The 13,953-nt window shown below is 46.9% G+C and carries 13 protein-coding genes; 4 read left to right on the top strand and 9 right to left on the bottom strand.

Features of this window, described 5'->3' with window-relative positions; all coding sequences use genetic code 11:
• Nucleotides 1-39 precede the first annotated feature (39 nt).
• Together ACZ5NB_RS08570 and ACZ5NB_RS08565 are read left to right on the top strand one after the other, a co-directional pair.
• Nucleotides 40-600, top strand: a complete 561-nt coding sequence (locus ACZ5NB_RS08570; protein ID WP_460232745.1) for a PilZ domain-containing protein — start codon at nt 40-42, stop codon at nt 598-600.
• 31 nt (nt 601-631) lie between these two features.
• Nucleotides 632-973 carry a hypothetical protein gene (locus ACZ5NB_RS08565; RefSeq protein ID WP_460232743.1) on the top strand — a complete coding sequence of 114 codons (342 nt, stop codon included), beginning with the start codon at nt 632-634 and terminating at the stop codon, nt 971-973.
• Nucleotides 974-1,080: 107 nt separating this feature from the next.
• Here the strand turns inward: ACZ5NB_RS08565 and dnaQ are convergent, their stop codons facing one another.
• Genes dnaQ through ACZ5NB_RS08550 form a run of 3 tightly spaced genes read right to left on the bottom strand, consistent with a single transcriptional unit; the run spans nt 1,081 to nt 3,163 of the window.
• Nucleotides 1,081-1,791, bottom strand: coding sequence for a DNA polymerase III subunit epsilon (dnaQ, locus tag ACZ5NB_RS08560; protein WP_464107906.1), 711 nt, complete (start codon nt 1,789-1,791; stop codon nt 1,081-1,083).
• Between the two features lie 33 nt (nt 1,792-1,824).
• Entirely contained in the window at nt 1,825-2,262 is a 438-nt protein-coding gene (gene rnhA / locus ACZ5NB_RS08555) for a ribonuclease HI (RefSeq protein ID WP_460232739.1), read from the bottom strand.
• A gap of 25 nt (nt 2,263-2,287) precedes the next feature.
• Nucleotides 2,288-3,163 carry a class I SAM-dependent methyltransferase gene (locus tag ACZ5NB_RS08550; protein WP_460232737.1) on the bottom strand — a complete coding sequence of 292 codons (876 nt, stop codon included), beginning with the start codon at nt 3,161-3,163 and terminating at the stop codon, nt 2,288-2,290.
• A 206-nt stretch (nt 3,164-3,369) separates the two neighbouring features.
• Here ACZ5NB_RS08550 and gloB point away from each other — a divergent pair, with 206 nt between their 5' ends.
• Together gloB and ACZ5NB_RS08540 are read left to right on the top strand one after the other, a co-directional pair.
• Nucleotides 3,370-4,149, top strand: a complete 780-nt coding sequence (gene gloB / locus ACZ5NB_RS08545) for a hydroxyacylglutathione hydrolase (RefSeq protein WP_460232735.1) — start codon at nt 3,370-3,372, stop codon at nt 4,147-4,149.
• Nucleotides 4,150-4,339: 190 nt separating this feature from the next.
• Nucleotides 4,340-5,971, top strand: coding sequence for a LysM peptidoglycan-binding domain-containing protein (locus ACZ5NB_RS08540; RefSeq protein WP_460232733.1), 1,632 nt, complete (start codon nt 4,340-4,342; stop codon nt 5,969-5,971).
• 21 nt (nt 5,972-5,992) lie between these two features.
• Here the strand turns inward: ACZ5NB_RS08540 and ACZ5NB_RS08535 are convergent, their stop codons facing one another.
• The 6 genes from ACZ5NB_RS08535 to ACZ5NB_RS08510 form a co-directional block, all read right to left on the bottom strand.
• Complete coding sequence (locus ACZ5NB_RS08535) at nt 5,993-7,435, bottom strand: HDOD domain-containing protein (RefSeq protein ID WP_460232731.1); 1,443 nt, start codon at nt 7,433-7,435, stop codon at nt 5,993-5,995.
• Nucleotides 7,436-7,536: 101 nt separating this feature from the next.
• Nucleotides 7,537-10,197 (bottom strand): aminopeptidase N, encoded by a 2,661-nt coding sequence (gene pepN / locus ACZ5NB_RS08530; RefSeq protein ID WP_464107905.1) that lies wholly within the window; start codon nt 10,195-10,197, stop codon nt 7,537-7,539.
• 55 nt (nt 10,198-10,252) lie between these two features.
• Entirely contained in the window at nt 10,253-10,510 is a 258-nt protein-coding gene (locus tag ACZ5NB_RS08525; protein ID WP_460232729.1) for a YeaC family protein, read from the bottom strand.
• Between the two features lie 26 nt (nt 10,511-10,536).
• Nucleotides 10,537-11,454, bottom strand: a complete 918-nt coding sequence (locus tag ACZ5NB_RS08520) for a rhomboid family intramembrane serine protease (protein ID WP_460232727.1) — start codon at nt 11,452-11,454, stop codon at nt 10,537-10,539.
• Between the two features lie 6 nt (nt 11,455-11,460).
• A complete protein-coding gene (locus ACZ5NB_RS08515) occupies nt 11,461-12,342 on the bottom strand; it encodes an NAD(+) kinase (protein ID WP_460232725.1) in 882 nt (293 codons plus the stop codon).
• Nucleotides 12,343-12,479: 137 nt separating this feature from the next.
• Nucleotides 12,480-13,709, bottom strand: a complete 1,230-nt coding sequence (locus tag ACZ5NB_RS08510; protein ID WP_460232724.1) for a cyclic nucleotide-binding domain-containing protein — start codon at nt 13,707-13,709, stop codon at nt 12,480-12,482.
• Nucleotides 13,710-13,953: the final 244 nt, after the last annotated feature.

Genomic DNA, 13,953 nt, shown 5'->3' with positions numbered 1-13,953 from the left:
CAAATCACTTATCTAATCCCTAAATGTGAGGTATTCCGCGTGGCTGAGGAAAGACGCAGTTTTTTCCGGGTGAATAAAGAAGTGCTGCTGGACTACAAGCCAGTAGAATCGTTTTCAGCGCAACGTGATAGCGCAGAGTCACAGTTTGAGAACACCTTGCCACTTGCACTCATTGCAGAGTTTAATGGTCTCGACCAACAGCTAGCGAAACAAAGCCAGCATTTGGCCAAAATGAATGAGGAAGTCGCCAGCTACCTTAAAATCCTCAATCGTAAAATCGACCTATTAGGCCGACACTTCATTGCTCAGAGTACACCTAAGCAAGAAATTGCCAGTCGCATCAATATCAGCGAAGCCGGTATCGCCTTCCTATCAAAAACGCCTCTCTACAAAGACAGCTTCATCGCCATGCGATTAGTCTTTTTACCTAACTACGCGGGCGTGGTAACCTTTGCTCAGGTTGCTCGTTGCGCACAAGAAAAATCTGATCAATATCACATTGCAGCCAAATTCCACAGGCTTGGATCGAGTCAACAAGCGATACTCGCAAAACAAATTATGGAATCGCAACGCAAAGCGAAACAAGAAAAGTCGGCATAACATTGCCGACAATGTAATTAGGGTGAATACGATGAATATGCGAAGCGTTAAATCACAAGTGACTTTTTGTGCAGCCATGGCTCTTACCTGTGCCGGCCTATTAGCTGGGCCAACTTATGCCGAAGTGATTGAGGTACCTGTGGGACAGCAGGGTCAAGCTCGCCAAGGTGTCAAACGACCACAAACCGGTATGAAACAATCTGACGTTGAAGCGCAATACGGCCTACCACAAAGTTGGACTCCGGCGGTTGGTAACCCGCCCATTTCTTCCTGGGTTTACGAAGATTTTGTCGTATATTTCGAATACGACAGAGTACTCCATTCGGTACTGCGCCCTACCCCAGAGGCTGCGCAAGCAACGGTTGTTGAGTAATCGTTTGCGGCTATTGTGCTAGCCCACTCAATTATTAGCATACAAAGCCTAAAAAGGCGGTGCTGAGAGAACACCGCCTTTTTGTTATACCTTAATTTTACATCGGTTCAGTCCGCTGTTCGCCACAATACTTTTCCTGCACTGCTTTCGATACTGTTTAGTTTGTCCTCATGAGCCAGTAATTCTTCTTCAGAGGCTGCAATGACGGGTAGCGGTTTTCGTGTTGTCGGTAGCCGTTTTATTGCAGACGCTTGCGATTGCCCTCCTTGACTATCGCCCGAGCCAAGACTTAAAGCAGTCTGGCCGCCAGTCATCATTAAATAGACGTCTGCGAGAATCTCAGCATCGAGAAGTGCCCCGTGGAGATCCCGTTGCGAGTTATCAACATCGTAGCGCTTACATAGCGCATCCAAATTATTTTTTTGTCCCGGATGTTTAGTCCGCGCTAATACTAACGAATCTAGAATTGAGCAAGACTCGGCGATTGGCGCTAACTTTGGCGATAACATCGAGAACTCATGATCAATAAACCCGACGTCAAACGGTGCATTGTGTATCACCAACTCCGCGCCGCGAACAAACTCCATAAACTCTGCTGCGATCTCTTGAAATAACGGTTTATCGGCCAAAAATTCTGTTGTAATACCATGCACTTCAACCGCCGCTTCGTCAATTTCGCGATCAGGACGAATGTATTGGTGATAATGATTTCCTGTTAATTTTCGGTCGATAATTTCCACACAACCAATTTCAATGATTCGATGACCATCTTTCGGTTCTAAGCCGGTGGTTTCTGTATCAAGAACTATTTGTCGCATTGTTTTTCCAGAGTTTGATCGTTTTTAGTGTTCTTATTTGACAGCTTCGATTACACCTAGGTTTGCCAGCTCATCCGCAATTTCATTCTCTGCGTGACCACTGTGTCCTTTTACCCAGTGCCATTCTATTTGGTGACGCTGACTTTCCTTGTCTAAGGATTGCCATAAATCACTATTTTTCACCGGTTTTTTGCTGGCGGTACGCCAACCGTTTTTCTTCCAGTTATGAATCCATTCTGTCACGCCTTGGCGAACATACTGGGAATCGGTGGTTAAATTAACCGAACAAGGTTCTTTTAGAGCGGCGAGTGCTTCAATTGCTGCCTGCAACTCCATACGGTTATTGGTGGTATTTTTTTCTCCACCATAAAGACGCTTTTCAGTGCCGTTAAATCGCAGCAAAGCTCCCCAACCGCCCGGCCCAGGATTACCTTTGCACGCGCCGTCTGTAAAAATATCAACTGTCTTCAAAAAATACTCGCTTATGTGTGGCAAATTAGTGTAATTGTTTTTGCTTTTTAACGGTTGAGCTTTCCCGTACTCGCGTAGTCGGTCTCACTCCTACCAGTGTTTCAATGGGGTTTATTTTTTTCCAGCTAGGTTTTATCGGTGTCATTCCAACCACATCTTTTCGAGCAACAACAACGTAAAATCCACCTATGGGCAACCGCATCTTTCTCGCTAACGTCTCAGCCCATTGTGTTTTCTCAATAAATTTCGAATGATCTATCGGCCAACGGCAAAAACCTCTATCGATTGATAGTGGCTCAAAGTCAAGCAACCTTAGCCAATCAATCACACGCCCCAAGCGTAAGGAGTGGTGTCGCCAGTGAGTGCTTCTAGAAAAAATTCTCGCAAAAGGCTTAAACACACCGAACCAGCTAAACGGATTGAACCCCACGATGACAACGTATCCCTTAGGAATCACGATACGGGCTGTTTCCCGCAATAGCTGATGAGGGTTTTCGGTGAACTCTAACACGTGATGCATCAACACGACGTCAACACTTTCTCGGTCTAGCGGAATTTTTTCAACCTCAGCAAGCCCGCGAGACAATCCACCGCCAGCCTGAGTTTGACTGCCTCTACTCCCGCCATGTGAAACACGCGACGCTACCGGGTTTAACGAAAAGCGATGCTGAATTGTAGACGCGTTGGATAAATCAATCTGGCTTGAAATAGACATTTGTAACAAATGGAAGCCATATAGATTACTTAATGCCGAATCAATCTGCTGTTGTTCTTCAGCCAAGATCGCCCGACCCAAGGCCCCCGACAACCACTGTTCGAGTTCCGGTACTGACTGCGCCAGAGGTTTCATACCGAGACGTTGCCGAGCCCATTGTATTGAGTGATTTATAAGCGATCTCACGAACTTTCCTTTGGCAAAAACCGGGAACAACTTTGAATGTTAACTCGTCGTTTGAATCCTTGGCGCAATCGAGTGCTAGACGGTCGACTTTTGGCAGACATTTGTTACATTAAGCCGCCATTATCCAGCTTCTCATCTAGAACGACAATCACATCGATTATAATTGCTAGATCGACGCCCCGAGCGACAACATAAAGGACACCCGAATGTTTGACGTTATTCCCGTACCCGCTTTTAACGATAACTATCTATGGTTGATCACTACTCCAGACCAACGTGCTTATGTCGTCGACCCGGGTGATGGTAATGCCATTCTTGAGGCGCTGGAGAAACATCAACTGACCCTTAGCGGTATCATTGTGACTCATCACCACCCGGACCATACCGGCGGCATTCCTTTATTACTAGAAACCTTTGATGTCCCTGTTTATGGCCCGGCTGGCGGCAGTGTACCGGCAGTGACTCAGCCAGTTGGAGACGGAGACACAATAGAAATCGCCGGCGCCACTTTTGAGGTATACAGCGTTCCGGGCCATACCCTAGACCACTTGGCTTATTTTTACGGAGGGAATGGCCAACACACCCCTGTACTATTTTCTGGCGACACCTTATTTGCCGGCGGATGTGGACGCTTGTTTGAAGGCACCCCTGCACAAATGCTTACATCGCTCGATAAATTGGCGCAGCTTCCTGACAATACCCAGGTGTATTGTGCCCATGAATACACAATGGCGAACCTCACCTTTGCCCAAGCAGTTGAGCCCGACAATGCGCCTCTCGCAGAGCGTTTACAAACCGAGAAGGCTAAACGTGATAAGAACATACCCACCGTACCCACCACCATCGCGCTAGAACGTGCCACCAACCCATTTCTACGCAGTGACCAATCCAGCGTTGCGGAACAAGCATCATCGCATGCCGGTGAAACGTTAAATGATCGCGAGAGTGTTTTTGCAGCCGTGAGAGCGTGGAAAGACAACTTCTAACCGGTAGGCAACTACACTTTAGAAGGTGTCACAAAATTGCAATTAAACGGCAAGCAGTGCAGCAATCTGGAACTTTTGAATGGTCATAGCTGCCTAGACAGCTATGATTGACCGGCATTATTCAGGCACCTACAATCCTGACAATATTGATTCACACGACAAAAGCAACAAAGGTTAGTAGTCCCTTACCATGCGATTTTTAGCAGTATTTACCACATTTGCTCTCCTCTGCGGTTGCAGCCAATTACAACAATTTTCGGCGGAAAGATCTGTCACTGAGGGTCAGGGGTTAGCCTCTACTAACGTTGAACCGCTTAGTAAAGAAATATCTTTCTTAGCAGATCCAGACTGCCTGCTAGACCCAGTACAGCTTGAGCAGTACGCGGGTGCAAAACATGCTGACCTCTGGAGCCGACTACAGGCAGGTTATCAGCTCCAGTACACCCCTAACCCGCGCATCGATAACCACCGCAACTGGTACGCAAAACACCCCAACTACATGGCGAGGGTCACTGAGCGAGGCAACCGCTACCTTTTCGGCATAGTAGAGAAACTTGAAGCTCGTGGCATGCCCTATGAACTGGCTCTGCTGCCCATTGTAGAAAGCGCATTTGACCCGTTTGCCTACTCTCATGGCCGCGCCTCGGGTATGTGGCAGTTTATTCCCGCCACCGGTCGCCGCTATGGCTTAGATAAAAATTACTGGTATGACGGCCGCCGGGACATCGAGGCCTCCACCAATGCCGCTCTCGATTATCTCACGGACCTTCACAAGCGCTTTAACGGCGATTGGCTACTGGCCTTAGCGGCATACAATACCGGTGAGGGTAACGTTCAAAAAGCCATTCGCCGCAATCGCCGAGCAGGCAAGCCCACCGATTTCTGGTCCCTTAGATTACCGCGAGAGACCAAAGCCTATGTGCCCCAGTTATTGGCGCTTAGCGAAATTGTCATGGACCCCGACGCTTATCAGATCACGCTTCACCCTGTCGAAGACAAACCTTTTTACGAGATTGTTAATGTCGACTCTCAAATTGATTTAGCTAAAGCGGCAGAGTTGGCGGGTATCGAGATGAATGCTCTGTACTACCTCAATCCGGCCTACAACCAATGGGCAACTGATCCAGGTGGACCACATAAGCTGCTCGTGCCAGTTGATAGCGCCGACCTATTTCGAAACAACTTACTGCAATACCCACCGGAGGAACGCCTTGGATGGGAAAATTACCGCGTCGTTAGTGGCGATTCGCTATTGCGTATTGCCAAGAAATTTAAAACTACTCCGGCGGTGATTCAGCAAGTGAATAATCTGAAAGGTAATTTGATCCGCGAAGGACAACGCCTGCTAATCCCAATGGCTACGGAATCATCGGACCACTACGCTTACAGTGAAAAAGAGCGCCTCGCACGTACCCAGGAAAAATCTTCCGGTAAGCCTGGAACATCCAAAGTAAATTATCGTGTTAAAGCAGGCGACAGCCTATGGGAAATAGCGCAAGCACATAAAGTCAATGTGCGTTCGCTCGCCAAATGGAACGGTATGGCGCCGAGAGACCCTCTGCGCATAGGACAGGAATTGGTTATATGGTCGAACGCAAAAACAAACTCGACTACCTTTGTGGCCAAAACAAACAACACTAAATCACCACTCGTCAGAAAAGTGGCTTATCGTGTGCGCAATGGAGACTCTCTCTCTCGTATCGCAAGTAAATTTAAAGTCAGCGTCAATGACATCGCCAGTTGGAACTCGCTCTCTAAAAACAAGTATATTCACCCTGGCCAAAATCTAACGTTGTGGGTCGACCTAACACGAGCTTACTAACCACAGACGTGTAGCTTATTATTAGTTTTTTTTGTTGGCGATCAACTCTAAACTCGATTGCGTTTGCAGCACAAAGTGCCGAAAGCTTTCAAATTGTTGATCGTTCAAGCTACCACCAAAGTCACTTCTGTCTGCATAAAATAACGCTACATCCCTACCCTTAATCGAAATAACAGATATAAAGCACGGCGTTTTCCCAAGCAGTGCAACAATATCGGGGGATAAAAGATGCTTATGTCTTTCGATAAATGGTGCAGTGATCCAAACCGGTTCACGTTCCTTTATCGAATAGGTAAATATGTTGTCGTCGTGCGGGCCTATAGTGAAATTAAATCTTTCTCGCCAATCTTCAGTACCTTCACCAAGAATGTAGCGCGCAAACATCGTATTTTTTTGGATAAATGAGACGATCACACGCTCCAAACCAATACCCCGATGCAACCCCTCTAATGCCATTTGCAGCACAGTGTTAACGTCGAGGTTTTCAGAAATTGCATTCGACATTTCCCTCAAAATACTGAGCTGCACTTGCGGGTCTGATTTGAGTATCCGTAGATCTTCCTCTGGCGCAGCCTGCTCAATTTGTTTGCTGCCCGGAATGAGGTGACATACCCGTGAGGCGCCATAAGTTAACGCCACACTCGCCGCTTCATCAGCCGCCTCTTTAACCATTGATTTTGCTTGGGAAAAATCAAGACCGGTAAAACGAGCAACTTTGTAAAGAGTTTCGCCCATTTCCTGAGAATCCCACCCCTTAATTGCATTGCGGCTAATTTCTTCGCCCATAAGCACAGCAACAACGCGAGGCGGCAACGTTTTGGGCGGATCTAACGCTTCGCGTAAGGTATCGCCCAACTTCCAAATATTGGCTAGTTCTCGCGTTATCGCTTTGAACGAAGTCCCTAATACTTCTGTCATTGCATCGCGAACGGACATACCCTCTTTTTGTAACGCCGCATCAAGCTCGTCGGCCGATTCTCCAGCGCAAGCCCAGAATGACATATCACCCAGGTGATATAGCAGTGCAGCAATAAACACTTCTTCTTTCACTTCATCGTTAGTGCGGCGAATTAAACTTCTAGATTGCACCGCCGCATGAAACGCTTTAGCCATACTTTCCAATAATCGTTCACGTGGTTCATTACCCAATAAAGAGTCGATCACCATTGAAGAAATACAAATAGCGCGAACGCCAGTAAAGCCGATAAGCACGACCGCGCGACTGACAGTATTAATTGGAAAGCTAGAAGGGTTATAGTGCGCACTGTTCGCGATACGAAGCACCTGAGACGTTAGATTTGCATCCCTCAGAATGACCTCTGATAGCTGATTAACATCCACATCATCGCTACCAGTCAGCTCATTGAGCTCCTTAACGACACCCGCTAATACAGGTAACTCCACCTGACTCAATCGTTTGACCCAGGACTTTAACCCTTTTGTTGCCATTCCCAACACTTCCATGAAAATAAGCCCCTACCATTAGGGACTCATTCTTCAGTGTAGAACAACAAAATGACTCAAGCAGAATAAAAGGCTGATTAAAATCGTGGATTTTATAGCGGCTATGTGGGTAGAGACTTTGAGACCACCTCGTACACATCTTTAGACAAGTTAGGTAGTGCTTTGATTCTCTGCAGCTGACTAATCATGTGTTGCTGGCGACAGTCATCGTATTTTCGCCAGCGCGTCAGCGGAGTGAGCAATCTGGCAGCAATTTGCGGGTTTTGAGCATTCAGAGTCATGATTTGGTCGGCCAAAAACTCATATCCACTGCCGTCTGCATGATGGAAGTTCACCAAATTTTGGTTGCAAAAAACACCGATCACAGAACGTAACTTATTAGGGTTAGTCATTTCGAAACAATCATGCTGCATTAATTGCATGACACTGTTTAAAGCGCCCTGCTTCTGACAACCTGCTTGAATCGCTAACCATTGGTCAACGGCCAAAGCCTCATTGGCAAATCGCTGATAAAAACTGTCGAGCAAAATACCGGCCTGTTCACTCGCACCGCTGTGCTCACTATTGACCACAGCGGACAAAGCAGCCAGCGTGTCCGTCATATTATTAGCAGAATGATACTGAGAAATACAACGATCCAAATGCTTGTCCGCCGGTAGTAACGACAGATAACCAAGAACAACGTTCTTTAAACTGCGCAGCGCGATCTGCTCCGCGCTCGGTTCGTAGGCCAGCGTTTGATCCAAGCGCTGATAAGTTGCTTCTAATTCATGCTGCAACGCAGTCGCTATATTTTGACGGACAAGACTTCGAGCGGCATGAATTGCATCAACTTTGACTAAGGAGGCTTTTTCGCTCAACGAAGCCTCGCTCGGCAAACTCAATAGATGCGCCGCCATCGCGGAGTCCATTGAGGTATCGTTTAAAATTGCGCGACACGCTTCGATAAGCCTAGAATCGATTTCAACACTCGATGTATTGGGGTAGCTTACGACTAACTCATCGATGACCTGTTCACCCAGTTGCTGCATAGCATCCCAACGAACAAAACCATCCGTATCGTTTTGTATAAGCCGCATCAAATCATCACGAGAATAATCGTAATGTAAGCGAATCGGGGCGGAAAAATTTCGCAATAGAGACGGTACCGGTTTTTCCGTTACGCCATTAAATTCAAAACGTTGCTCTGCTTCAGTGACCTCGAGGACATGATGATCCACTGCGCCTGCGTCACTTCCTTTGAGTTCCGTATTTATCTCGCCATCGCTACCAATTAACCCTATCGCAAGGGGAATATGTTGAGGCAGCTTTTCTAACCCGTCAGGTGTCTCAGGCAAAGACTGTTTTACAATCAGTGAATAGGTTTCACTTTCAACGTCGTAATGGTCTGATACCATCAAAGACGGCGTTCCTGCTTGAGTATACCAACGCTTAAATTGTGTGAGATCTCGACCAGACACCTCTTCCATCGCGGCGGTAAATTCATTAATAGTGACCGCTTGACCATCGTGCCGTGAAAAATATAAATCGCTACCTTGACGAAATAATTCTTTGCCCAGCAAGTTGTATATCATGCGCACCACTTCTGCACCCTTTTCATAAATGGTTAAGGTGTAGAAGTTCGAAATTTCAATAAACGATGAAGGTTGTACTGGATGCAACATTGGACCAGCATCCTCAGCAAATTGCGCTGTTCGAAGTAAGGTAACGTCCTCAATACGCTTTACTACGGGCGAGCCCATGTCAGCAGAGAATTCTGCATCACGAAACACAGTAAAGCCTTCTTTAAGGCTTAACTGAAACCAGTCGCGGCATGTAACTCGGTTGCCAGACCAGTTATGAAAGTATTCATGGGCTACCACCGCCTCTACGCGTTGGAAAGCCAGGTCGGTAGTGACTTCCGGCTTCGCTAATACACAAGAGGTATTAAATATATTGAGGCCTTTGTTCTCCATCGCCCCCATATTGAAGTCATCCACGGCCACAATCATGAAGATATCAAGGTCGTACTCTCTTCCATACACCTCTTCGTCCCACTTCATGGCATTTTTCAACGAACGCATTGCATGATCGCATTTATCGAGGTCCTTCTTCTCGACAAATATCTCTAAACGGACATTGCGGCCGGACATCGTTGTGAAGCTATCTCTTACAACCGACAAGTCACCAGCAACCATAGCAAATAGGTAGCAAGGTTTTTTGAACGGGTCGTGCCATTCCTTCCAGTGGCGGCCATTTTCCAGATCGCCTTCTCCAATGAGGTTACCGTTTGACAGCAACACCGGATAGCGTGTTTTATCACCAATAATTTTCGTAGTGAATTCACTCATCACATCCGGGCGATCGAGGTAAAACGTGATGTTTCGGAACCCTTCCGCTTCACACTGCGTGCAAAACATTTTCTGTGATTTATATAACCCTTCTAAGGTGGTATTTTCTTGCGGTTTTATTGTCGTGGTTGTCACCAAACTGAATGACTCTGGTACATCGCGGACAGATAGAGAATCACTGGTCAACTCGTAGTCTGCCTCACCAAGCTCTTTACCATCTAGACTTATTGCATCCAGACACAAACCTCCACTATGAAGACATAAATTTTTATCTTCCGGCGCGTCCTCTGAGCAGTTTCTAACAATCTCTAAAGTCGATGTCACACGTGTATTTTCTTCACCAAGGTCTATAGTGAGGTGTGTACTCTTAATCAGAAATGCGGTCGGTTTGTAATCTTTAAGATGAATCGCTTGTGGTGATGCGTCTCTCACGTAAAACTCCATTAGCAGGTTTGGATTGCGTATCGTTAGGTTGTGTGAACCTAGACTATTGCCACTTTATCGGTTGCTCACTGTTCTCGTCTCCATCACTACCGCAATGTGTATGTGCTTTCTGTTCTATGTAACCCGTTCGCTGCTCCGGCGGCAGGTGTTCGTTTTCATAAGAAATAATAGCCTGTAAACATAACCCTTGCTGCTCGGCAGTTAATTGACGACCGTCGGGCCAACGGCCAATCTCTACCGCTGTTTTTAGATTGTCATACACATCAGGCGTTATCGACTTTAGCAGCGCTTGAAAATCCATGGTTATTCCTCTATTAAATTCTATAATCACTTGGCTCGACTATTGATGGCCGATACAAACCCGCAGGTTAACCCCATCAATAAACCGACCACATGTGCAGCATTGGCGATGCCACCATTCATAAATATATCGACAACCCCCATCATACCCGCAACCAGCATCACTAAAGACACGACTAAGATACCAGGCGGAACCGCCAGCAAAGGATGCGGTTTGGTAATTTGCCTCATAATGATGAAGCCGATAAACCCGTAATTAACGCCAGAAAATCCGCCAAAGTGGGGGTTTTGCTCCCACGCAAATTGTCCAATGTTGCTCACCACACCCATCAAAATAACTAAGACGAAAAACTGAAAACTACCTAATACACGTTCGATACGGATACCAAAATACCAAAGAAATAGCCCGTTACCTAAAATGTGGAACCAACCATAATGAATAAAGATGGGAGAGAGAAAACGCCAAGGTTGATGCCACGGAACGACAAAATCTCCGATGGCGCCCTGCCATAGTTGTTCTGGGTCAACAAAAATTAGCCATCGATAAAATGGCATGACGTTAGAAAACTCAACAGCAATGAGGCCGAAAAAGCACAAGGCCAAACCTATACAGGTTATGGGCGAGCTTAACATTAAATCGATTAATCGTGGTTGGCCAACATATGCGGTATGGCTTTGGGAAGTGTTCGGCGCGCTATCTGGTGACGGCTCGCTTGACACTTCGATACGAACTTCGCCATCGCGCCAGCGAGAGACAAATTCCGCTACATTATCAACCAAGCCCTCTTGTCTTAACCACAGTGTTTGCTCGCCGTGTTCTTCCATCACACGATAAGTCACGTTCTGCTGATGTAAATAGCCGAGCACAGGTGTCAGGTCAACACCCAATGGAATAGCCGCTGCCCAATACCAATCGTTGCCGTATGCGTCTCGAAAGTGCTTCAAGGTCAATTACTTTGTTAAATGACTTTCCCATCCCAACTTGGAACGGCAGGTTTCATAAAAATTGTGATTAATGGGGTGAACTAAATTTAGTTTCCATGGATGTTTATGGACATGAATTTCATCACCGGGTTCAGTCACCATTTGATCTTGACCATCGCAAGTGACATGAGGCCTCGCCGTGTTATGTTCGCCAATGATAATTTTAATTTCGCTGCTGCCATCCACGACGATTGAGCGACTGCTAAGTGTATGGGGATTCATAGGTACTAGCACGACGGCATCCATCCGCGGGTGAACCAATGGGCCGCCTGCACTCAACGAATAGGCCGTGGAACCGGTTGGCGTAGAAACGATAATGCCATCAGAACGCTGGCTGTAAACAAACTGCTCGTCGATATAGAGCTCGAGCTCAATCATCCGTATGAATTTACCGGGGTGAATCACAACATCGTTGAGCGCTTGTCCGGTACCAATGGTTTCGCCATTCCGTAGCACTGACATGCCCAGCATGAAGCGCGTTTCCATTAAGTACTTGCCGGACAAGACTTCGCCGACCAAATCTTCAATATGATCTGGGGTAATATCTGTTAAAAAGCCGAGTCGACCCTGGTTTACGCCAAGTAATGGCACGTTATAGCGGGCCAAATCACCCGCAGCCCATAGCATGCTGCCATCGCCACCGACTACCATAACGAGATCACAGTGCTTCCCCAGCACCGACTTATCTCCGGTAGGCAGTTGGCAATTGGGGAGTACCTTGGCAGTGCCCTCTTCCAGGATTACGTTGAGCTGCTTGGCAACGAGGTAATCTATAAGGCGATTTAGGCTATACACCGCTTTTTCACTATCCAGGCGGCCAATAATGCCTATCGAGGCAAACTCTGACATAAGTACTACTCGTTGATTCAGGGTTCGCCATTATAAGGGGGATACTGCCCAGGAAAAAGGACAGCATGGCCTCATACAACGTAAAACGGCGCCCCTCTGGGCGCCGCTTTTGCTTCGATGTAGCCGGTTTGAGTAAGCTAATCTTGGTTTTCGAGAACCTGCCCATCTCGGAGGATGTAGCCGTGGGTGCAACCTTTGAAAGATAAACTACGTGATTTAGAGGCCTCTTTTAAGCCACCTTCGAGAGCCACGACGTTAAAACGGCTCTTCTTCAGCAGATGAGCTGCAGCTTTACTGCGTCGCCCCGTATCACAATAAAGAACGTATTGAGTATTTTTATCCAGCAGCCGCGTTTTGATACGCAACAAATTCAGCGGGATATTAATAGCGTGCTCAAGATGGCCCTCGTCATACTCCTCGACAGTACGTAAATCAATGCAAATAGCGCCGTCGTCAATCAACTGCGCCGTCTCTTCAACATCTGCCGTGGGTACCTTAGGCTCTCTCAGAAGCTTTAGAAAATCGCGCTTGGTGATATACATCAGCACACCGTGGCTCTTCATAAAAACTGACGCATTACGAACAGTTTCATTGACCAACGCATCCTCACCAAAACACCGCCCAGCGCCTATGTCAGCAATATGCACTGGCGGAGTCATACCATCAGGCGAGCGTCTAACTTCAGCATCACCTTGTTTAATGAAGTAACAATTATCACCGATTTCTCCCTGACGAATAATCGCCTCTCCCGGTGAAACTAGCATTGTGTGTAAACGATCAAAAATCACAGGGGCATTTGTGGGCGGAACTTTGTAGAATAAATTCGACTTCAAAATCGTCATCATCCATTCGGCATCTTCATCCAAATCACGCTGATACGAAATATCGAGAAGAAGATACTCTGCCACCTGGCTCCAAGTGAGCATTTTATCAAGGTATTCACTGTCAACGCGTAGAATACTGCAATCTGACTTAGCCATGGCTCTGCAACTGCGAGGCTGCTCATGCGCCAAGGGAGTCAAACTGCCGCCAGCGCGAACCAACGTGGCATCGCTATGGTTGTCGAGTAATTCTACGTCGCCAGACAACAGATAAATGTGTTCACGGTCATAGCTACCTGACTCGAAAATTGCCTGGCCGCGGAACACGACCTCAACCGCACTGTTATGTAATAACTCGGTTAAGTGAGTGTCCGTCAGCGAGTTGAGCGGCACCAATGATTGCGCTAACTCAATATCGATATCGAGCTCTTTTGCGGAGTCTTTTGCTTCAGCTTGTGCGTCTTCCAGCAACATACTGCGTCGCTCGCCACCATCATAAGCGCTTTCTTTCACAATCCTGTTTTCCGTCATTGCTGAATTCTTCATGACCTCACCTCAAACCCACCGGTAACGCTGGCACCTGTACTATCACTTGTGGAGATTTCGTCTCCTACACAAAGTGACCAAAACTGTCAGCTATTAGCCCATATGGTTAGTTACCTGGGCACTTCTTTTGAACCGCTCGTCGCCACTTCTGGCTTTAACGGGCGTCTCACTTTATTGTTTTACAAACTTGCAGCTTTGATGCCATTTTCATGGAGTCTCGGCGAAGACCACGCAAATTCAAACA

It is taken from the genome of Aurantivibrio plasticivorans, from assembly GCF_055392955.1.
The sequence above is the reverse complement of the archived record's forward strand: the minus strand, read 5'-3'. Positions and strand labels throughout refer to the sequence as shown.

What these genes read in the sequence shown, in the direction of transcription:
- ACZ5NB_RS08565 (WP_460232743.1), top strand. Translation starts at nt 632, where the DNA reads ATGAATATGCGAAGCGTTAAATCACAAGTGACTTTTTGTGCAGCCATG.
- dnaQ (WP_464107906.1), bottom strand. Translation starts at nt 1,791, where the DNA reads ATGCGACAAATAGTTCTTGATACAGAAACCACCGGCTTAGAACCGAAA.
- ACZ5NB_RS08525 (WP_460232729.1), bottom strand. Translation starts at nt 10,510, where the DNA reads ATGGATTTTCAAGCGCTGCTAAAGTCGATAACGCCTGATGTGTATGAC.
- ACZ5NB_RS08515 (WP_460232725.1), bottom strand. Translation starts at nt 12,342, where the DNA reads ATGTCAGAGTTTGCCTCGATAGGCATTATTGGCCGCCTGGATAGTGAA.
- gloB (WP_460232735.1), top strand. Translation starts at nt 3,370, where the DNA reads ATGTTTGACGTTATTCCCGTACCCGCTTTTAACGATAACTATCTATGG.
- ACZ5NB_RS08510 (WP_460232724.1), bottom strand. Translation starts at nt 13,709, where the DNA reads ATGAAGAATTCAGCAATGACGGAAAACAGGATTGTGAAAGAAAGCGCT.
- ACZ5NB_RS08540 (WP_460232733.1), top strand. Translation starts at nt 4,340, where the DNA reads ATGCGATTTTTAGCAGTATTTACCACATTTGCTCTCCTCTGCGGTTGC.
- ACZ5NB_RS08535 (WP_460232731.1), bottom strand. Translation starts at nt 7,435, where the DNA reads ATGGAAGTGTTGGGAATGGCAACAAAAGGGTTAAAGTCCTGGGTCAAA.